Genomic DNA, 20352 nt, shown 5'->3' on the forward strand with positions numbered 1-20352 from the left:
GCCCGGTTACATTCCGAACCCGGAAGCTAAGCCTTACAGCGCCGATGGTACTGCAGGGGGGACCCTGTGGGAGAGTAGGACGCCGCCGAACAATCTTTCAGAAGAACCCCCATCCGGATCCCGGATGGGGGTTCTTCGCATTTCCGGACGGTACCCGGGCGATTTCCGGGCGGCCTTTCCGGTCGTAGGGCCCCGGGCCGGCGCGGGGGCGTTCTGCGCCGGTGACAGCGCCCCGGCCGGTGCGCCAGCATGGGCGCATGCCCGAGATGACGAGGACCTTCCGCCGGATCGCCGACGACCACGTCGCGCAGATCGCCGCGCTCGACCCGGCGACCTCGACCAGACTCGGGCTGCACCCGGAGGACGACCGGTTGCCGGACCTGTCGCCGGAGGGCTTCGAAGCGCTCGCCGACCCGGCCCGGCGGACACTGGCCGCGCTCGACGCCGCCGAACGGACCACCGGCATCCCCGAGGACACCGCCGGGGCCACTCCCGAGGACACCGCCGAACGGGACTGCGCCCGTCTGCTGCGGGAGCGGCTGACCGCCGAGCTCGCCGTGCACGAGGCCGGGGACCACTTCCGGCAGCTGCGCAACGTCAACTCGCCGCTGCACAAGGTGCGCGGTGTCTTCACCATGATGCCGACCGACACCGACGCGAGCTGGGCGGCGATCGCCGGGCGGCTGCGCAACGTGCCCGGCGCGCTGGACGGCTACCGGGCGACCCTGGCCGAGGGCATTGCCCGCGGGCTGCTGTGTGCGCCGCGGCAGGCCCGCGCAGTCCTTTCCCAACTGGCGGCCTGGACCGGTGAGGACGGGGGCGGCGCCGGCTGGTTCACCGGGTTCGTGGCGGGTGGACCCGCCCGGCTGCGGCCCGAACTGGACGCGGCCGCCGTCCGTGCGACCGCCGCGGTGGCGGGCTTCCGTGACTGGCTGCGCGACACCTACCTGCCCGCCGCCGACGGCACTCCGGACGCCGTCGGCCGGGAGCGCTACCTGCGCTCCGCCCGCTGGGCGAACGGCGCCGAGGTCGACCCGGCCGAGGCGTACGCCTGGGCGTGGGAGGAGTTCCACCGGACGGTCGCCGAGATGCGGGCCGAGGCCGAGCGCGTGCTGCCCGGGGCGGGCGTCCGGGCCACCATGGACCACCTCAACCGGGACGGTCACGCGATCGAGGGCGAGGAGAACATCCGCGCCTGGCTCCAGCAGATCACTGACGAGGCGATCGACGCCCTCGACGGCACCCACTTCGACATCGCGGGCCCGCTGCGCCGGGTGGAGACCTGGATCGCGCCGCCGGGAAGCTCGGGCGCGCCGTACTACAACGGGCCCAGCCTCGATTTCAGCCGTCCGGGCCGCACCTATCTGCCCGCCCTCGGTCGGCGCTCCTTCCCGACCTGGCAGCTCGTCAGCACCTGGTACCACGAGGGCGTTCCCGGGCACCACCTGCAGACGGCCCGGTGGACGGCCTCCGCCGACCGTCTCAGCAGCTACCAGATCACCCTCGGCGCGGTCAGCGCCGACAAGGAGGGCTGGGCGCTGTACGCCGAGCGCCTGATGGACGAGTTGGGCTTCCTGACCGATCCCGCTCGGCGCCTCGGCTACCTGGACAAGCAGATGCTGCGGATCATCCGGGTGATCGTCGACATCGGCATGCACCTGGAGCTGACCGTCCCCGCCGGCTCCGCCACCGGCGATTGGAGTGGCCACGACGGCGAACGCTGGACCGCGGAGCTCGCCACCGACTTCATGGCCGCCCACCACGGCAGCGACATCCGGCGCCGCACCAGCGAGATCGACCGCTACCTCGGCTGGCCCGGCCAGGCGATCGGCTACAAGCTGGGCGAGCGGGCCTGGTTGCGGAGCCGGGAGGCGGCCCGGCGCCGTCTGGGCCCCGGCTTCGACCTCCGGGCCTGGCACACGCGCGTGCTCTCCCGGGGGTCGCTCGGCCTCGACGATCTGGCTGCCGACAGTGCGCCTTAGCGGGCCTTGGGCCATGTCTCTCCGATCATCGGATCGTTAGCTTGGTGTGACTGGTCGCGGCGATCTGACGGACGCGGAATGGGCCAGGCCGGAGCCCCTCCTGCCCGTGAGCAATGGACGTTGCGGCAGGTGGCGGGACCATCGGCAGGTGATCAACGGTGTCCTGCACCGAGTTCGGACGGGCGTGCAGTGGTGCGACCTGCCGGAGCGGTTCGGCCCGTGGAAGACCGTCCACAAGCGGAGAAGGCGGACCAGGCGGCCAACCGCGTGACACGTGGCTCCCGCGGCGGTCGGCCTCCCGGCTTCGACAAGGAGCGGTACAAGAAGCGCAACGTCGTCGAGCGAGCGATCAACAGGCTCAAGGGTTTCCGGGCCGTGGCCACCCGCTAGGACAAGTGCGGCCACGTTTTTCTCGGCACTGTGACCTTCGCGGCCATCATCATCTGGCTCCGCTCACGAATGGTGGGGCATGGCCTGGCCGAGTGAAATCCGTTCCACCTCGAAGAACCGGGCGGCCCCGATCCGGGCAGCGCCCAGGGAGAGCAGCCAGGGCACCAGTTCGGCAGTGGCATCCAGCTCGTCGTAGAAGCCCAGCCGCAGGTTGGTGAGTCGCGTCTCGAAGAGCCAGTCGTCGAGGGCGTCGTCCAGGTGCCGGTCTGCCGCTTCCGTCCGGGTGTCGGCCCAGATCGTCAGCCATGGTGCCAGGGTGCGGGTGCTGACGGCGATGGTCTCCAACACCCCCATGATGTACGCGGGGCTGGGGTGTTCGTGCAGAGTCGAGCGCCACCAGGCGTGCCAGACCTGCTCCAGTGCGTCCCGCTGAGGGACGGGCCAGTCGTGCCAACCTGCGGCGACCAGCCGGGAGGCGATCAGCCCGTGATCGACGTGGAGCTGGTCGGTTGCCAGGAGCCGTACGATCCGGGGCGTCATTCGGCGATACAGCGCGGGGAAGTCATCCCAGTGGCCGGCCGACTTGGCCGCGATGGAGGAGATCAGGTCATCCGGCACCTGGTCGACGGGCCCTTCGAGGGCCGCGAGGTCGCTGTCGGCGTAGCAGTGGGTGCAGCCGCCAAAGGAGATTGCATCCGATGCGAGGGGCGTGAAGGCGACGTCCAGTGCGTCGAGTGCGTTCCTGAGTCGACGGTGTGGGTCGGTCATGGGGATCCTGCCCGGGTACTCCATCCGGCGGACCGGTGAAGATCCCGACGCTACCAGTCGGGCAGCCGGTGCGGCATCCAGATTCTGCCGGAGCTCGCCCAGTGGGACAGGGTTACCACCCACACCACATCTGGTTGCAGCGATCTGACGGGCACGAAGATCCTGTCGAGTCGCGCAGGGACAACAAGTCAGATGATCGGAGAGACGTGGCCTAGCGGGCTTCGGCGGGCCGGGCGGGTTCCGGTGGGGAGGGCGCAGAGAAACCGCCCGCCCCCGCCGGGGCCTGTTCCGCCGAGGTGTCAGATCCGGCGCAGCGCGCCCTCGGCGCGCAGGTCGGCGAGCGTGGGGTAGCCGTCGACGGCCGTGATCAGGTCGGCCTCGGCCAGCAGGGCGCGCAGCACGTGCACGATGCCGTCGGTGCCCTCCAGGGCCAGGCCGTAGGCGTACGGGCGGCCCACGCCGACGGCCGTGGCGCCGAGCGCGAGGGCTTTGACGACGTCGGCTCCGGAGCGGATGCCGGAGTCGAAAAGGACCGGCAGGCCGTCGGCGGCCTCGACCACGCCTGGCAGCGCGTCGAGCGCGGCCAGGCCGCCGTTGGCCTGGCGGCCGCCGTGGTTGGAGCAGTAGACGCCGTCCACGCCGCCGTCCTTGGCGCGGCGGACGTCCTCGGGGTGGCAGATGCCCTTGAGGAGGATCGGCAGGTCGGTGAGTGACCGCAGCCAGGGCAGGTCCGCCCAGGTCAGCGGGTTGCCGAAGACGCCGATCCACTCCAGGACGGCGGCCTGCATATCCTCCTCGGGCGCCTTGGCGAGGCGGGCGCGGAAGACCGGGTCGGAGGTGTAGTTGGCCAGGCAGTGGCCGCGCAGCTGCGGGAAGTTGCCCGTGGCCAGGTCGCGCGGGCGCCAGCCGGTGGTCCAGGTGTCCAGGGTGACGACGATGCCCCGGTAGCCGGCGGCCTCCGCCCGGTGGACCAGGCTCTCGGCGAGCGCCCGGTCGGTGGGGGTGTAGAGCTGGAAGAACCCGGGGGTGTCGCCGAACTCGGCGGCCACCCGCTCCAGCGGATCGACCGTCAGGGTGGAGGCGACCATCGGCACCCCGGTGCGGGCGGCGGCCCGGGCGGTGGCGAGGTCGCCGTGGCCGTCCTGCGCGCACAGGCCGATCACCCCGACGGGCGCCATGAACAGTGGCGAGGGCAGACGCATCCCGAACAGGTCCACGGACAGGTCCCGCCGGCTCGCGCCGACCATCATCCGCGGGACCAGGCCCCACCGGTCGAAGGCGGCGACGTTCGCCCGCTGGGTGGATTCGTCGCCCGCGCCGCCCGCGACGTAGGAGATGACGGACGGCGCCAGCGCCGAACGCGCCCGCGCCTCCAGTTCGGTGAAGGTCATCGGCATCGTCGGCAGCACGCCGGCAAGCCCGTTGAGGTAGATCTCGTTCTGGTAGTCGCCGAACCGTGTGCCGAACTCGGGGTCCATGCCGGTCACCGTCCCTCTCGCCGTCACTCGCCGTCACGTGCCGTCTTCCGCCCCGGACAGTTCCGGTCGGTGGGCCGCCCGTCCGCCCGTCCGCCCGCCCGTCCGCGCTCTCGGTCGGGAGGGACGGATGGCGCTCCGGCATTCTCGCCACGGACCGCGGCCCTGACCAGGGGGCGGCCGGCCGGTGGCGGTGTCAGCGGTGCGGCACGGGCATCGAAGCGGGCCGGATCCGGGCGCCGTACCCCCACACGGTGGCGGCGGCGAGGAGGGCGACGGCGCCACCGAGCACCATGACGGTGGCGGGGGAGGAGTGGTCCACCACGAGGCCGCCGGTCAGGGCGCCGAGCGAGAGGGTGGCCTGGAACCCCGAGGTGAACACCACGCCGGCCGCTTCCGGGGCGTGCGGGGCCGCGGCGAGGAACCAGGTCAGGGAGCAGACCGGGACGGCGCCGTAGGCCACGCCCCAGAGGGTCAGCAGGACGGCGGCGCCCGGGCCGCCGGTGCCCAGCACGGGCAGCAGCAGGGTCGAGGAGGCGAGCAGCACGGCGGCCGCGGCGAACACCGGGCGCAGCGCCCGCGCGGCGCGGCCGCCGGCGAGGACGTTGCCGAGCAGTCCCGCGGCGCCGTACGCGAGTAGGAGGCCGGTGACCAGGCCGGGTCCGGCGTGGGTGGTGGCCGTGAGGAACGGGGTGACGTAGGTGTAGCTGGCGAAGTGGGCCAGGACGATCAGGAAGGTCACCGCGAGGCCGGTGCGGGTGCCCCGCCCGGCCAGCAGCCCGCGCAGCACGCCGAGGCCGGTGGTGGTCACCGGCGGGAGCGGCGGCAGCGAGGCCACGAGGGCGGCCAGGGTCAGCAGGGTCAGCGCGGCCATCGCGAGGAAGGCGGTGCGCCAGCCGGCGAGGGAGCCGAGGAACACGCCCGCCGGTACGCCGAGGACCGAGCCGAGCGGAACGGCGGAGAAGACCACGGTGTTGGCCCGGGCCTGCCGGTGTTCCGGGACGAGGCGCGGGGCGAGCCCCGAGCCGATCGACCAGAAGGCCCCGATCACCAGGCCGAGGGTGACCCGGGCGGTCAACACGGCCCAGTAGGCGGGGGCGAGCGCGTTGAGGAGGTCCGCCAGGGCCAGGAGCAGCAGCAGGGCGCAGAGCATGGTCCGCCGGTCGGCGCGCCTGGTCGCGACGGTCACCACGGGCGCGGCGACCGCGGCCACGATGCCCGGCAGCGTCATCATCAGCCCGGCCGTGCCGTCGGAGATCCGGAAGGTGGCCCCGATCGGGCTCAGCAGGCCGATCGGCAGGATCTCGGTGGTGACGATGGCGAACACGCCCGTGGTGACGGCGAGGACGGCGAGCCAACCACCGTCCCGCGCCCGGGAGTTCGGTCGGCTGCCGGCGGGGTCCGGGGTGCGCGGGGACGGGTGGAGGGCGGTGTCGGCCATGCCGGGGGTCCTGTCCGTGAGTGGTGGTTCGTGTCACGAAGTCCACCAAGCGGGCAGGGGGTCGGGCTGGCGTGAATCCGACCTCAACGTCCGGGCTGATGCGCTGACGGGCCGGCGGCCGGTGGCCGGCGGGCTGACGGGCTGACGGCGGGTCGGCCGGGCCGGCTGCTTCTCGGCTACTTCTCGATGAACAGCAGGTCCTCGATGGGTCGGGTCATCCGCACCGTGCTGGTGTTGCTGATCTCGACCACGTGCTGCAGGCCGACGAGGGGTGGCTTGGGGTGGTCGGGGAGGGTGAACTCGTCGGCGCCGCCGGCCAGGAAGGCGGGCAGGCAGCCCAGGTCGGAGCCGAAGAGCCGGACGTAGTCGACGAGGCGGCGGAACAGCTTCGGCAGCATCACGAGGTCCTCGGTGATCGATTCGAGGTTCTCGACCTTCACGCCGGAGGTGGTCACGTCGTGCAGCCAGACGCTGTCGGGGGCCTTGGCCGTGCGGGCCTGCTGCGCGGTGGCGGTCAGGTCGGCCCGCAGGTTGTCGGGGAGGTTCTGGTAGAAGGTGGGGTAGACCAGCCCGAGCGAGAGCAGGTGGTGGTTGACGGTGTCGTGCAGCATGTCGGGGGTGACGTCCAGCCGGAAGCCGCTCCTCGCAGGCTTCGGGGGGTCGCCGACGCTCGGCGGGGCGCCGCGTCCGACCAGCGCCACGCAGCGGTTGAAGACGTCGGCGCCGCCGGTGAGGATGTAGCCGGGGACGGCCGCCGGCGTCGAGGCCGTGACCTTCTCCTCGTTGTCCTGCACGATGTCGGTGAAGCCCAGCCACTTCAGCAGTTCGTCGCGGGCGGCGTGCGCGCCGAGCCCGAGCGGCTGGTGCGCGAAGTCCGGTCCGACGCCCTGGTAGTGGGTCTCGAGGGCGTCGATCGCGTCCAGTCGCAGTGAGGCGCCGCCGTGTTCGTCGCGCTTGACCCGGTTGCGGCCGGGGACGTCGCACCAGAAGCCCGGGTCCTGCGGAAGGAAGTGGACGGTGTCGCCGTCGGGTCGGTCGTGGAGGACCTGGTACGAGCCGGTGATGAGCACCATGGACATGTCTGCCTCCCGGATCTGACAGGACGCCACCGCCGGGGCACCGGGCCGACGCTCTGTCCGCATGCGAAGTGTTCGGGCCTGGCGGGGGCCTCGGGCGGCGGATCCGGTGGCAGTCGTCCGCATCGTCCTTCCTTCCACCATGCGCCCGTCCGGCCGCGATGTCACCCCGGGGGGAGGTGGTCACGCGCAGTGAGAAGCGGGCGGCGAGGATCGGGCGGTGAGGATCGGGCGCCGGGTTGCGCGGGTCGGCCGTTGGGGGCCGTTGGGGGCTGCGGGGGTCGGCGGTCGTGACGGCTTTCGGACAAGGTGATCCCCGGAGTGGATTTCTTGGAACCTCCACCGAACTCTCACTCCGCCTCCCCGTAGGGTGACTCTCGTTCCGCCGCCGGGCACCCCGGCGGGCGGGACGCTCCCCTTGCCCCCGATCCGACTGGAGTGGTTCGACAATGAATGTCCGTCAGCTGTGGAAGCGCGCGGCGGCCGCGGTCGTCGGCAGGGGGATCGGAGCCGCTGCGGCGGCGTTCGCCCTGGTCGCGGCCGCCGTCCTGGGCGGCACGGTCTCCGGCATGTCCTCGGCGGAGGCCAAGCCCGCGTGGCCCGCGGGCCGTTGGGCCTGCTCCGGGCAGCCCGTCGACGCCGGGAACGTCATCACGGACCACGACGGCGCGGGCTGCGGCGGCTTCGGCTCCTGGTACCAGCAGCCGGTCAAGGACGGCATCTGGACCTGCTCAGGCTCCCCGGTGGTGGCCGGCTACGTGATCACCGACCACCTGACGTCCGGCTGCCGTGGCATCGGCTCGTGGCGCCACAACCTCGTCAAGGACGGCATATGGACCTGCTCCGGCTCGCCGGTCGTGCCCGGGTACGTCATCACCAACCACCTGCGGGCAGGCTGCGGCGGCATCGGCTCCTGGCAGCACGGCCTCCCGCATGACGGGATCTGGACCTGCTCAGGCTCCCCGGTGGTCGCCGGTTACGTCATCACCGGCCACCAGCAGGGCGGCTGCGACGGCGCCGGATCCTGGTACCACAACATCGCCCGGGTCGGCCTGTGGACCTGCCCCGGTTCGCCCGTCCCGCCCGGCTTCCGTGCCACCACCTACTCGGCCGGCGGCTGCAACGGCCTCGGCGCCTGGGTGCTCGCCCGCGCCTGACGGTCCGACGGCTGAACGGTTGAACGGCTCGACGACTCAACGGCTCGACGGGCCGCTCCGTCCCCGCGTCCGGATCCGGGCGCGGGGATCAACCATCTGCAGGGGAAATTCTCCTGACGGCCAGTCAGTGCATCGTGCTGTCGTAGGACCAGTTCGGGTCGCGGCCGGTGAGGGCCAGCAGCCGGTCCTGGGTGTCGGCGCCCGGTGCGCTGGCGAGCGGCGGGTCGAACAGGCCGGTGCCGGTCAGGTCGTGGTAGCCCTGGAACTCCTCCAGCGCGTACCGGGCGGAGTCCGGCGGTATCCGGCCGTTCTCGCCCAGCGCCCGCGCCAAGTCCCAGCCGTGCACGACGGTCTCGGCGGTCAGCTCACGGGCGTAGCCGCCGGCGTCACGCACCCCGTACGGCAGGTGCACCAGCAGGTCGGGCGCGCCCGGCTGGTGGAGCGCGCGCACCGCCGTGTCGGCGGCCATCGCCCATACCCCGGCGGGGTTGCGGCCCAGCACGTCGCCCCCGAACCGGTGGCCGATCGCCTCCGGGGTGTAGCCGGCCACCGCCTGGCACACCCAAAGGTGCTGTGCGGCAAGGTGGTTCATGAGTGTGTGGACATCCCAGTCCCGGCACGGCGTGGGCGCCGTCCAGCCGTCCTCCGGAACGGCCCGCACCAGGCGGGTCACCTCCGCCACCGCGGCGACGTAGCGTTCACGGACCTCGACATGGAACCCGGATGGGTGCGGACATTCCATTGGAGGGCCTCCCTTTCTGCCCTGCTCACTCTCAGTATTCCGCCACCGGGAGCGACTTGCCAGGTCTGAGGGGACCGGCCGCCGTCGGTGCTCGCCCGACGACTCCCTGTCAGCCGTGAGCCAGGTCCTCCAGGACGGCCTGCGCCGCGTTGTGCCCCGGGATGCCGCTGACGCCGCCGCCGCGTACGGCTCCCGCGCCGCACAGCAGGACGTTCGGGCGGTCCGTCGCCACGCCCCAGCGGGCAGCGGCACTGCCACCCGCGTCCCCGGCGCCGTCCTCGTCCCCGAACGGGAAGGACCCGTCCGCGAAAGGGAAGGACAGGTCGCGGTGGAAGATGTGGCCGCCCGGCAGACCGATCTCCCGCTCCAGCTCCGGCGGAGTCCTGGCCTCCACACACGGCCGACCGTCGGCGTCCGTGGCCAGGCAGTCGGCGATCGGCTCGGCCAGCACCGCGTCCAGCTGCGCCAGGCTCCCGGCCAGCGCGCGGTCCTTGGCCGCCGGGTCGCCGAACAACCGGGCGGGCATGTGCAGACCGAAGAGGGTCAGCGTCTGGAGCCCCTGCCGGACGGCCTCCGGGCCCAGGATCGACGGGTCGGTGAGGGTGTGGCAGTAGATCTCGGACGGCGGCGCCGAGGGGATCCGGCCGGCCTGTGCCTCCGCGTACGCGGCCGCCAACTGCCGGTAGCCCTCGGCGATGTGGAAGGTCCCCGCGAAGGCCTCGCGCGGGTCCGCGGCGGTGTCCCGCAGGCGCGGCAGCCGGTGCAGCACCATGTTGACCTTCAGCTGGGCGCCCTCCGGTGCGGGCCCCGGGTCGTCGCCCAGCAGCCGGGCCAGGACCGCCGGCGCGGTGTTCACCAGCACCCGGCGCGCCACCACCGTCCCCTCGTCGTCCCGGGCCAGGTCGCGGTACGACACCTCGGCGTCGCCGTGGCCGTGGTGGTGGCCGGGGCCGTCACTGTCGCCGTAGCGAGCGGCGGCGACTGCGGTGACCTCGTGGCCGGTCCGGATCTCGGCGCCGGCCGCCAGCGCCGCCTCGGCCAGCGCGCCCGTCACCGCGCCCATCCCGCCGACCGGCACGTCCCAGTCGCCCGTCCCGTTGCCGATCACGTGGTACAGGAAGCACCGGTTCTGCCGGAGCGACGGGTCGTGGGCGTGGGTGAAGGTGCCGATCAACGCGTCCGTCAGGACCACCCCGCGCACCAGGTCGTCCGCGAAGCTCCGCTCGATCGCCGCGCCGAGCGGCTCCTCGAACAGGGACCGCCAGGCGGGCTCGTCCGCGACCCGTCGGCGCAGCTCCGCGCGGGAGGGCAGCGGCTCGGTGAGCGTCGGGAACACCCGCTCGGCGACCTGCCCGGTCATCGCGTAGAAACGCTGCCAGGCCCGCCACTCCCGGTCGCCGCCGGTCAGCGCCCGGAACGACTCCCGGGTCCGGCCGGGGTCGCCCGCGTCCACCAGCAGGCCGGTCGGCTTCCCGTCCCGCTCGGTGGGCGTGTACGAGGCGATCCGGCGGCGCCGCAGCTCCAGCCGCAGCCCGAGGTCCCGCACCACCTTGCGCGGCAGCAGGCTCACCAGGTACGAGTAGCGCGACAGCCGCGCGTCCACCCCCGGGAACGCCGACGCGGACACCGCCGCCCCACCCACCCGGGCCAGCCGCTCCAGCACCAGCACCCGCTGCCCGGCCCGCGCCAGATACGCCGCGGCCACCAGCCCGTTGTGCCCGCCGCCGACGATCACGACGTCGTACCGCGAGGACGCCTTCGTGTTCATCCGGCCACGCTACGCCACATCGGGGGAGCGCGGAACAGCCGTGCAACTCCCTGTGCAGGCTGCCTTCGCGGGTCAGCGGGCGGGGTGCTCCGCGCGGGTGCGGAGGTAGGCGAGGACGCGGCGGTGGCTCTCATGGCGCTGCCTCATGAGCTCGCCTCATGGCGCTGCCTCATGAGTTCGGTTCATGGCGTCACCTCATGAGCTTGCCTCATGGCGTCACCTCATGAGCTCACGTCATGGCGCTGCCTCATGAGGCCCCCGCATGTCGCCGCCGTCAGCCGACGGCGGACTGCCAGTCTGCTGGGCCGCTCGCCGGGAGGTGGCCGGGCAGGCCCGGGGTCCAGCGCTTGGTGCCGTCCGGCAGGATGGCGAGCGCCTCGATGCCGGGGCGGCGGGCGGCCCAGGCGAGGGCGCGGTCCGGGCCCATGGCGAAGGCGGCGGTGGTCCAGGCGTCGGTACGGGCGATGCCGGTGCCCGGGGCGCCGACCAGGGTGAGGGAGGCCAGGCCGGTGGCCGGGCGGCCGGTGTGTGGGTCGATGATGTGCGCGCCGCGTTCGGCGGTGCCGGAGGTGGCCACGGCGAGGCCCCGGCCGGCCAGTACGGCGGCGATCAGGGCCGGCTGTCGGGGGTCGGCGATGCCGATCCGCCAGGGCCCGCCGCCGGTCTGCACGTCGCCGCCGCCGCTGACGCAGTACTGCCGGGCGCCGGAGGAGCGCAGCAGCGCGGCCGCCTCCTCGACCGCCCATCCCTTGACCCAGCCGCTGGGGTCGAGCCGGCCGCCGGGCCGCTCGGTGAACCAGCCGTCGGTCTCCGCGGCCACCTGGCGGCAGGCGGCGAGGACGGCGGGGACGTCCGGACCGCAGGCGGCCAGGGCCAGTTCGCCGCGGTCGAGGCGGCTGATGTCGCTGTCCGGCCGGTAGGTGGAGAACACCGCGTCGATCCGGTGCAGCCGCTCGACGATCCGACCCAGCGCGGCGGCGGTCTCCGGGCCCGAGTCACGGACGGTGATCGAGAACACGGTGCCCATCACGGGCTCGGCGTGGCGGAGCACGGCTGCCTCAGCCCTTGGCCCGGTCGAGGGCGCTCTGCAATGAGCGGATGTAGCCGTCGCTGGTGTACGTCGCGCCGCTGACGACGTCGATCCCGGCGTTCTGCGCGGAGATCGCCTCCTGGTTGAGCATGGGCAGGGCGGAGGTGTTGATCTCGCGGTCGCGCCGTTCGGCGTTGGGGTACTTGACCACGTCGACGGCGGTGATCCGGCTGCCGGAGAGGGTGACTTGGACCTGCACTGGGCCGTACCGGGTGTTGACGGTGTCGCCGCTGACCTTCCGGGTGGCACCGGTGGGGGCCGCGGACGCGGACGGGCCGGCGGCGTTCGACGGCTCCGACACATCGGAACCGGCACCGGCACCGGAGGCGGAACCAGTGCCCGAGACGGAACCGGCTCCCGTCCCCGAGCCGATCACCGGGGGCGGTCCGCTCGCCTCGTGCGGTTTGAGGGAGAGCAGCAGCACCACCCCGGCGGCGGTGGCTGCGCTGGTGACGACGGCTCGGCGCATGGATTTCGACGCTCCTCGGAAGTCGGGAAGGCTCGGCGGACTCGGCGGGACTGGGTGCGACTGGGTGGGACCCGGCCGGGCTCAGAGGGAAAAGCTCTCGTGGTGGACGCGTCGCGGCCGCACCCCGGCCGCCCGCAGCGCGTGGACGGCCTCGTCGGTCAGCGCCTGCGGCCCGCACAGGTAGACCTCGTGCTCGGCGAGGTCGGGAACGAGTCGGGCGAGCGCGGCGCCGAGGTCGCCGACCTGTTCGCGCGGGCCGACCAGCTCGTGCACCACCGCGCCGCGCTGCCGGGCGACCTCGGCCAGCTCCGCCCGGAACAGGACGTCCTCCGGCCGCCGGGCCCGCTGGACCAGCGTCAACTCGCCCGGCAGCGTCTCGAACAGGGCGCGCAGCGGGGTGATTCCGACGCCCGCCCCGAGCAGCAGCACCCGGCGCTGCCGCAGCCGCCGCCCGGTGAACGCGCCGTACGGGCCCTCGGCGCGCACCTTGGTGCCGGGGCGCAGGCCGGCGACCGCGGCGCTGTGCCCGCCGAGGTCCTTGACCGTGAAGCGCAGGAAGCGCGGGTGCGGCGGTGCGGACAGCGAGTAGGGGTTGGCGGCCCAGCGCAGGCCGGGCGCCTGGAACTGGAGGCGGAAGAACTGGCCGGGCTCGGCGCCGAGGTCGTCCAGCCGCTGCCCGGTCAGGAACAGCGACACCACGCCGGGGCCCTCCGGCCGTATCTCCGCGACCTGCAGACGGTGCCGCCGGTCGAGCAGCCACGGCCGGGCCAGCCGGTACCAGCCGATCAGTGCCGCCGTGCCGAAGTAGAGCGCGTACCAGGCGGCCTGACCGGGGCCGCCGCCCAGGTCGGCGCCGGTGGCCAGCTGGTGGGAGAAGGCGAGTGCCACCGCCAGGTACGTGGCCAGGTGCAGGTAGTACCAGGTCTCGTACGACAGGCGGCGGCGCGCGGCCCGGGCGGAGACCGCGCCGGTGCCGAGCAGCAGCAGGGTGCCCAGCGTGGCCTTGATCATCTCGGGGTAGTGGAAGACGATCTCCACGCCCTCGCCGACCGGTCCGCGCCCGTCGGTCAGCGCGTAGCCCCAGACGACCGTCAGGACGTGCACCGACACGGCGGCCACCAGCCAGCGCCCGCCGAACGCGTGCCAGCGCGCCAGCCGGTCCGCGCCGACCCCGCGCTCCACCGGCGGCAGCCGGGCCATCAGCAGGAGCAGCAACGGCGCGGCGTACCCCGCCAGCAGCCCGGTGATCCGCCCGGCGCCGGTCAGCCAGCCGGCCGCGCCGACGACCGCCGGGGTGCTCGCCCACCACAGCGCGAGCACGCCGAGCGCGCCGGCGGAGATCAGGCCGAGCGCGACGGCCGGGGCCAGGGCGAAGGACGGACGAGGCGAGGCCCGGTGCCCCCGGCCGGCGGGTGTCGGTCGCGGCCCGTGCCGCCGGGGACCGGGCCGCGACTTCGGTGCGGCGGCAGTGGTCATCGGGTACCTCCTCAGCGCCCGGCGGCGAGTGCCGCCGAGGCCGACCACGATCGCACCGCAAGCTCTGAGCCGCCTCTGAACGGTCCCGCTCCCCGCGCCCTCGCGCATCGGCATCAGCCCAGGTCATGGCAGTTGTGCTGGTGTACGAACGATTGCGCGGGGTCTCAGGGGTTTCTCATCGCGGCGGTACAGAATGAACGCCGCCCAGCACGAGCCCGAGGGAGCACCATGGACGACACCGCCGACCGCCCGGAGTGGCGCGTCCTGGTCGTCGACGACGAACCGGACCTGGTCGAGGTGGTCTGCGGCGCCGTCCGCTACGAGGGCTGGCAGGCGCGCGGCGCGACCACCGGCCTGGCCGCCGTGGAGACCGCCGCGGCCTGGCGGCCGCACGCCGTGGTGCTCGACGTGATGCTGCCCGACCTCGACGGCCTGGAGGTGCTGCGCCGGGTCCACGCCGAGCAGCCCGAGGTGCGGGTGCTGTTCCTCACCGCCCGGGACGCGGTCGAGGAGCGGATCGCGGGCATCGCGGCGGGCGGCGACGACTACGTGACCAAGCCGTTCAGCCTGGCCGAGGTGGTCGTCCGGTTGCGCGGACTGCTGCGCCGGGCCGCCCCGCCCGCCACCACCCCGTACCGGCCGCCCGCGCACGCGCTGGTCCTCGGCGACCTCGTCCTCGACGACCGGGCCCGCGAGGTGACCCGCGGCGGCGAGGCCGTCGAGCTCAGCCCGACCGAGTACGCGCTGCTCGCCCATCTGATGCGCCACCCCCGGCAGGTGCTCAGCAAGGCGCAGATCCTGGACGCGGTCTGGTCGTACGACTTCGGCGGGCAGGCGCACATCGTCGAGCTGTACATCAGCTACCTGCGGAAGAAGGTCGACGCGGGCCGCAGCCCGATGATCCACACCGTGCGGGGCGCGGGATACCTGATCAAGGCCGCGGCATGAGGCCGGGCGGTGCGCGGGATCGCCGCACCCCTCGCACCCCTCGCACGCCCCGCACCCTGCGCGCCCGCCTGATCGCCGGCCTGCTGGTGCTGCTCGTCGTCACCTGCGCCGCCGTCGGCTTCGCCACCGCCGCCGCGCTGCGCCACTTCCTCGTCGACCGCCTCGACCAGCAGCTCGCCGAGTCCGGCGGACGCTACGCCGCGAGCCTGGAGCACGCCGGTCAGGGCGCCGGCCCCGACACCCGGGCGCAGACCCCGGGCACGCTCGGGGTACGGCTGCTCGGCGGCCGGGTCACCGGGGCGGGCGTGGTCGACGGCGACGCCGACGACGCGGACGGCCCCGGCGACGAGGACGACCGGATCACCTTCACCCCCGCCCAGCAGCGGGCGCTCGCCGCCCTGCCGGTCGGCGGCGCGGCCCGCACCCTCGACCTCGGCGGGGCGCAGGGCCACTACCGGGTCCGCGCGGTCGCCGGGCGGGACGGCGACGTGCTGGTCAGTGGCCTGCCGCTGCGCTCGGCCGAGGACACCGTCCGGCGGCTGGAGACCCTGGAACTGACGGTCTTCGCGATCGCCGTTGCGGCCGCCGGTACGGCCGGGGCCTTCTGGGTCGGCTGGTCGCTGCGCCCGCTGCGGCGGGTGGTGGGCATGGCCGAACGGGTCAGCGAGATGCCGCTTGCCAGCGGCGAGGTCCTGCTGGCCGAACGCGTGCCGGACGACGACCCGCGCACCGAGGTCGGCCGGGTCGGCGCGGCGCTCAACCGGATGCTCGGCCACGTCGGCGACGCGCTGGCCCGCCGCCACGCCGTCGAGGAGCGGCTGCGGGCCTTCGCCGCCGACGCCAGCCACGAGCTGCGCACCCCGGTCGCGGCCGTGCGCGGCCACGCCGAACTGGCGCTGCGCCACCCCGGGGCCGTGCCGGCACCCGTCCGGCACTCGCTGGAGCGGATCGACGCCGAGGCGGTGCGGATGGGGGCGATCGTCGAGGACCTGCTGCTGCTCGCCCGCCTGGACGCCGGGCGCCCGCTGGCGGAGGAGGAGGTGGACCTGACCCGGATCGCCCTCAACGCCGTGGCCGACGCCCGCGCCGCGGGCCCGGACCACCGCTGGCGCCTCGCCCTCCCCGAGGAGCCGGTCCTGGTCCGCGGCGACGAGCACCGGCTGAGCCAGGTGGTGGCCAACCTGCTGGCCAACGCCCGGTCCCACACCCCGCCGGGCACCGGGGTCGAGCTGGGTCTCCACCAGGCGGGCAGCCAGGTCGAGTTGAGCGTCGCGGACGACGGCCCGGGGATCGCGCCGGAGTTGCTCGACCGCGTCTTCGAGCGCTTCGTCCGGGGCGACCGCGCCCGCTCCCGGGCCACCGGCTCGACCGGCCTCGGGCTGGCGATCGTCCGGGCCGTCGTCCAGGCGCACGGCGGCACGGTGGCCGCGGCCAGCCGGCCGGGCCGTACGGTGTTCACCGTCCGGTTGCCGTGACAGCGGTCGTACCGGTCGTACCGGTCGTAGTGGTCGTACCGGTCGCCGTAGCGATGGCTGAGGTGGGGGCCGATGTGGCGGCCGGACTGGCGACGGCGACGGTGCCGGTGCCGGTGCGGAAGCGCTGCCGGTAGTCGGTCGGCGTGGTGCCGAGGCGACGGCGGAAGGCCCGCACCAGGGTGTCGACGGTGCCGAACCCGCAGGCGGTGGCGAGGCGTTCGAGCGTGGCGTCGCCCGATTCCAGCTGGTGGCGGGCGAGTTCGACCCGGGCCGACTCGATGTACGCGCTCGGGGTGGTGCCCAGCTCGGTCTTGAAGATCCGGGTCAACTGCCGTTCGCTGACGTGGGCGTGGGCGGCGAGGTCCGGGACGGTGAGCCGCCCGGAGAGGTTGCGCAGGATGTGGTGGCGCAGCTCCTCGATCCGCCGGGTGGTCGACACCGGCTCCAGCGGGACGCTGAACTGGCTCTGGCCGCTGGGGCGTTTGAGGTACATCACCAGCTGGCGGGCGACCCGCAGTGCCAGTTCCTCGCCGAAGTCCTCGGCGACCAGGGCGAGCGAGAGATCCAGGCAGGCGCTGATGCCGGCGCCCGTCCAGACCTCGCCCTCGCGGATGAAGATCGGGTCGGCGTCGACCTCGATCTCCGGGTACTCGGCGGCGAGTTGGCCGGCCGTGGACCAGTGCGTGGTGGCCCGCCGGCCGTCCAGCAGCCCGGCGGCGGCGAGCAGGTGCGCGCCGACGCAGACGCTGGCCACCCGGCGCGAGCGGGCGGCCAGCGCGCGGACCCGCCCGACCACCGCGGGGTCGGTGAGCGCGCGGACCCGGCGCCGCTCGTCCACCTCGACCGCACCGGGCACCAGCAGGGTGTCGATGCCGCCCTCGGCGGCCTGGTCGAAGGTGAGGTCGGGCAGGATCCGCACGCCAGCCGCGGTGGTGACCGGAGCCATGGTCTCGGCGGCGAGGACGACCCGGTAGCCGGTCGCGTCGTCGGTCTCCCGCCGGACCAGCGAGAACACCTCGGGCGGGCCGGTCACGTCGAGCAGGTCCACGCCCTCGAACAGGACGATGACGATCAGCCTTCGGACGGTGCCGGTGCCGGTGCCGGCGTCGGGGTCGGTGCCGGTCGCGGCTTCGTTGTCGGTCTCGGTTGCCATGGGCGCCCCCTCGATGTCGGAATCTGCATGTTAGATGGCATTGCCGACATGCGAGCGTCGCCCGTAGCGTTTTCAACGGCAGACCGCACCGAGCGTGACCTGCCGAATCCCCGACTTCCGAACCCGAAAGGCGGCACCGCTGTGCCCACGACGACCCTGCGCACCCTCAGCGGACTCGACGAGAAGCCGGCCTCGCTCGGCGATGCGACCGTGATCCTGATCGACTACCAGAACACCTACGTACGCGGCGTGATGGAGCTGGAGGGCTGGCAGGAGGCGCTGACCGCCGCCGCCGACCTGCTCGCCCGGGCCCGGGCGGCCGGCGCCACCGTCATCCACGTGATCAACGACGGCGGCGAGGGCACCCCGTACGACATCCGGGCCGAGATCGGGCAGATCCACCCGAGCGTGGCGCCCGTCGACGGCGAGCGCGTGGTGGTCAAGCAGGTCCCGGACGCCTTCGTCGGCACCGACCTGGGCGAACTGATCGACGCGGCCGGCCACCAGGACGTCGTCGTCGCCGGATTCATGACCCACATGTGCGTCACCTTCACCACGGCCAGTGCCTTCCTGCGCGGCAACCGACCGACCGTGGTGGCCGCCGCCAGCGCGACCCGGCCGCTGCCGTCGGGCGGCACCGAGCTGACCGCCGCCCAGGTCCACCGCGGCGCGCTGGCGACGATCGGGGACCTGTACGGGGTCGTGGTGGAGTCCCCGGCCGACCTGGGCTGAGGCGAGAATGGGCGGGGGTGTCCGGGCCACCCGGACACTCCGTTCGGAGACCGAACACCCCGTTCGAAGGGGAGACTCGGGAGCCCGAGCCTGGCCGGGCGAACGGGCGGCAGGCAAACGATTCGGTTCTCGCCGAACGGTCTTGCGTCGGGGCCGCTCCCGGGGTGACGATCGCGGTCGTGCTGCGAATCTTCTTCGGTGCGGACGACCTGGCGCGGGTCCGGGTCGCGGAGCGTCCGGACATGTCGATGGAGCTGTCCCTCAGCGTGCACGCCCTGGTGAGCGGGCTGCGCGACCCGCGCTTCCAGGGCTGGCGCGACCATCTGCGGGCGTCCTGGAACCCGCGGACCGCGCTGCTCTTCGACCTCTACACCCCCTCGGCGATCCCGGAGTTCCTCGCCGTGCGGCGAGACCCGGGCGCCACCGAGAGCGCCACCGCCGAAGCGCCCGAGGCGCCGCTGCGCGACCACCTGCGCTCGGTCGGCGGCGAGCGGCAGTTGAGCGCCTTCGCGCGGGGCGTGGCGGCGGGCGACCGCCGGGCCAGGAAGCTGCTCGGCAACGTCACCGCCGACTACCAGACCCGGGCGATCGACCCGTACCGGCGGCAGATCGAGACCATCGTCACCACCGAACACGGGCGGCGCCGCCGGATCACCGAGCCGGATCAGGTGCTCGGCTCGCTGCACCCGGCGGTGTCCTGGCGCCGCCCGGTGCTCAGCTTCCCGCTGGCGAACCGGTGCCGGCACGATGTGCGGCTGGACGGCCGCGGACTGCTGCTCCAGCCCTGCGTGTTCGGCCCCCGCCGCCCCGTCATCGCCCGCTTCGAAGACCCGGAGCAGCAGCCCGTGCTCCTCTACCCGGCCCGGATCGGTGGACCCTTGCGTGCCGAGTCCGAACCGACCGCCAGCCGCACCCTGACCGCCCTGCTCGGCCAGACCCGGGCCGCCGCCCTGGAGGCCATCGCCACCCACGGCCCGTGCTCCACCAAGGAGTTGGCGGCGCACCTGGACGTCTCCACCGCCTCCGCCAGCGAGCACGCGACCGTACTCGCCGACTCCGGCCTCACCGTCAAGGACCGTACCGGCCGCACCGTGACCCACCGGCCGACCCCGCTCGGCGAGGCCCTCCTGGCCGGCCGCCTCCCCTCCCCGGTCGCCGGGCCTGACCTCGCCTGACGCCGCCCCCGCTGGCCGTCCGCTGACCGTCCGCCGCCCGTCCGGCGGTGGTTTCCGGCCAGGGGCCCGGACGGGCGCCCGGTGAGGTGCGGGGAGCCGGGGAGGGAGAGCGTTTCGGCAGGTGAGGTCGGTGGCCACCGCGCGGCGGCCTCGGCTCAGGGGTTGGCCGGGAGGGCCGGGGTGCGGCGGGGCTGGCGGGGGAGGGGGAGGGTGAGTGCCTCGGGGGAGGCGGCTGGGAGGGCGAGGGCGGAGGCGGCTTCGGCGGGGAGGGGGTGCAGGCCGAGGAGGGCGGTGGTGAGGCGGGTGGTGGCGCGGTGCCAGTCGGGGACGCGCTGGAGCATGGCGTGGCCGCTGCCGGTGACGGTGTAGCCGCAGACGCGGGCGCCGGCGGCACGGCTGCGGGCGGCGAAGGCGCGGGTGTCGGCGGGCGCGGTGACGGTGTCGCGGTCGCCGTGCAGCATCAGGACGTCCCGGTCGGCCAGCTGTTCGCAGGGGTCCTCGGCCGGGCACCACGGGGCGAGGGCGACCAGGCCGGTGACGGACGGGTGCCCGCCGGCCTGCAGCGCGGCCCGTCCGCCCATCGAGTGGCCGATCAGGACGGTGGGCACCGGGCCCAGCAGCGCGGCCAGTTCGTCGAGTGCGGCGAGCGTGTCCCGGGCGGCGTCGGCGCGCTCGCCGTTCCAACCGCGGTGGCGGTAGCGGACGGTGCCGACGGCCACCTCGGCGTCCGCGGTCGCCTTGGTCAGCGCGCGCAGGAAGCCGTGCATCCGCAGCAGGGGGAGGTTGAGGCGACCGGGCCGGGCGAGGTTGTGCTCCTCGCCGCCGTGCAGCACCAGGACGGCGGCCCGGGCCCGTTCCGGGCGGGTCCGCCAGTGCAGCGCCCGGTGCCCCACCGCGCTGTCCGCCGCCGTACCGCTCACTGCCGCACCGTCCCGTCCGTCCCGCCCGCGCCGCCTGTTCCCCGGACCGCCACTGTACGCGTGCGGACCGCCGGACCGTTCACCCGAGCGAACCACCCCGGACACCGGGCGCGCG

At 74.0% G+C, this 20352-nt stretch carries 17 protein-coding genes, 1 rRNA gene and 1 pseudogene; 8 read left to right on the top strand and 11 right to left on the bottom strand.

Going from position 1 to position 20352, the window contains the following annotated elements; genetic code table 11:
- From rrf to ACZ51D_RS22680, 3 genes and pseudogenes are all read left to right on the top strand, one after another.
- Positions 1-91, top strand: a 5S ribosomal RNA gene (rrf, locus tag ACZ51D_RS22670); the annotation flags it as partial.
- Positions 92-257: 166 nt separating this feature from the next.
- Positions 258-1982 (top strand): DUF885 domain-containing protein, encoded by a 1725-nt coding sequence (locus ACZ51D_RS22675; RefSeq protein WP_465617796.1) that lies wholly within the window; start codon positions 258-260, stop codon positions 1980-1982.
- 46 nt (positions 1983-2028) lie between these two features.
- A pseudogene (locus ACZ51D_RS22680) lies at positions 2029-2468 on the top strand (transposase).
- Here the strand turns inward: ACZ51D_RS22680 and ACZ51D_RS22685 are convergent.
- From ACZ51D_RS22685 to ACZ51D_RS22700, 4 genes are all read right to left on the bottom strand, one after another.
- Entirely contained in the window at positions 2436-3140 is a 705-nt protein-coding gene (locus tag ACZ51D_RS22685; RefSeq protein ID WP_465663384.1) for a hypothetical protein, read from the bottom strand. The pseudogene ACZ51D_RS22680 and the gene ACZ51D_RS22685 overlap by 33 nt on opposite strands.
- Positions 3141-3439: 299 nt before the next feature.
- Positions 3440-4618, bottom strand: a complete 1179-nt coding sequence (locus ACZ51D_RS22690; protein ID WP_465663385.1) for an alpha-hydroxy-acid oxidizing protein — start codon at positions 4616-4618, stop codon at positions 3440-3442.
- Positions 4619-4811: 193 nt separating this feature from the next.
- Positions 4812-6056, bottom strand: a complete 1245-nt coding sequence (locus ACZ51D_RS22695) for an MFS transporter (protein ID WP_465663386.1) — start codon at positions 6054-6056, stop codon at positions 4812-4814.
- A gap of 176 nt (positions 6057-6232) precedes the next feature.
- On the bottom strand, positions 6233-7135 hold the full coding sequence (locus tag ACZ51D_RS22700; protein ID WP_465617804.1) for a nuclease: 903 nt from the start codon (positions 7133-7135) through the stop codon (positions 6233-6235).
- A gap of 446 nt (positions 7136-7581) precedes the next feature.
- On the opposite strand from ACZ51D_RS22700, the gene ACZ51D_RS22705 reads away from it, so the two are divergent.
- Positions 7582-8289 (top strand): hypothetical protein, encoded by a 708-nt coding sequence (locus ACZ51D_RS22705; RefSeq protein WP_465663387.1) that lies wholly within the window; start codon positions 7582-7584, stop codon positions 8287-8289.
- 124 nt (positions 8290-8413) lie between these two features.
- Here the strand turns inward: ACZ51D_RS22705 and ACZ51D_RS22710 are convergent, their stop codons facing one another.
- The 5 genes from ACZ51D_RS22710 to ACZ51D_RS22730 all read right to left on the bottom strand — a co-directional run bounded on the left by ACZ51D_RS22710 (position 8414) and on the right by ACZ51D_RS22730 (position 13834).
- Positions 8414-9031, bottom strand: coding sequence for a TIGR03086 family metal-binding protein (locus tag ACZ51D_RS22710; RefSeq protein ID WP_465617808.1), 618 nt, complete (start codon positions 9029-9031; stop codon positions 8414-8416).
- Between the two features lie 109 nt (positions 9032-9140).
- A complete protein-coding gene (locus ACZ51D_RS22715) occupies positions 9141-10799 on the bottom strand; it encodes a phytoene desaturase family protein (RefSeq protein WP_465663388.1) in 1659 nt (552 codons plus the stop codon).
- A gap of 274 nt (positions 10800-11073) precedes the next feature.
- Positions 11074-11850 carry an FAD:protein FMN transferase gene (locus ACZ51D_RS22720; protein ID WP_465663389.1) on the bottom strand — a complete coding sequence of 259 codons (777 nt, stop codon included), beginning with the start codon at positions 11848-11850 and terminating at the stop codon, positions 11074-11076.
- Positions 11851-11857: 7 nt separating this feature from the next.
- Positions 11858-12358: an FMN-binding protein gene (locus ACZ51D_RS22725; RefSeq protein WP_465663390.1), complete on the bottom strand. Its 501-nt coding sequence runs from the start codon at positions 12356-12358 to the stop codon at positions 11858-11860.
- Positions 12359-12439: 81 nt separating this feature from the next.
- Entirely contained in the window at positions 12440-13834 is a 1395-nt protein-coding gene (locus tag ACZ51D_RS22730) for a ferredoxin reductase family protein (protein WP_465663391.1), read from the bottom strand.
- Positions 13835-14062: 228 nt separating this feature from the next.
- Here ACZ51D_RS22730 and ACZ51D_RS22735 point away from each other — a divergent pair, with 228 nt between their 5' ends.
- Together ACZ51D_RS22735 and ACZ51D_RS22740 are read left to right on the top strand one after the other, a co-directional pair.
- Positions 14063-14782 (top strand): response regulator transcription factor, encoded by a 720-nt coding sequence (locus ACZ51D_RS22735; RefSeq protein WP_360493632.1) that lies wholly within the window; start codon positions 14063-14065, stop codon positions 14780-14782.
- A complete protein-coding gene (locus ACZ51D_RS22740; protein ID WP_465663392.1) occupies positions 14779-16257 on the top strand; it encodes a sensor histidine kinase in 1479 nt (492 codons plus the stop codon). The genes ACZ51D_RS22735 and ACZ51D_RS22740 overlap by 4 nt, the downstream gene beginning before the upstream one ends.
- Here ACZ51D_RS22740 and ACZ51D_RS22745 read toward each other — a convergent pair.
- Positions 16238-17410: a GlxA family transcriptional regulator gene (locus ACZ51D_RS22745; RefSeq protein ID WP_465663393.1), complete on the bottom strand. Its 1173-nt coding sequence runs from the start codon at positions 17408-17410 to the stop codon at positions 16238-16240. The genes ACZ51D_RS22740 and ACZ51D_RS22745 overlap by 20 nt on opposite strands.
- A 141-nt stretch (positions 17411-17551) precedes the next feature.
- Here ACZ51D_RS22745 and ACZ51D_RS22750 point away from each other — a divergent pair, with 141 nt between their 5' ends.
- Positions 17552-18142 carry an isochorismatase family protein gene (locus ACZ51D_RS22750; RefSeq protein WP_465663394.1) on the top strand — a complete coding sequence of 197 codons (591 nt, stop codon included), beginning with the start codon at positions 17552-17554 and terminating at the stop codon, positions 18140-18142.
- Between the two features lie 179 nt (positions 18143-18321).
- Positions 18322-19317, top strand: a complete 996-nt coding sequence (locus tag ACZ51D_RS22755) for an ArsR/SmtB family transcription factor (protein WP_465617826.1) — start codon at positions 18322-18324, stop codon at positions 19315-19317.
- A gap of 155 nt (positions 19318-19472) precedes the next feature.
- On the opposite strand, the gene ACZ51D_RS22760 is transcribed toward ACZ51D_RS22755, so the two are convergent.
- On the bottom strand, positions 19473-20237 hold the full coding sequence (locus ACZ51D_RS22760) for an alpha/beta fold hydrolase (RefSeq protein ID WP_465617828.1): 765 nt from the start codon (positions 20235-20237) through the stop codon (positions 19473-19475).
- Positions 20238-20352: the final 115 nt, after the last annotated feature.

This window comes from Kitasatospora sp. NPDC033851, from assembly GCF_055576085.1.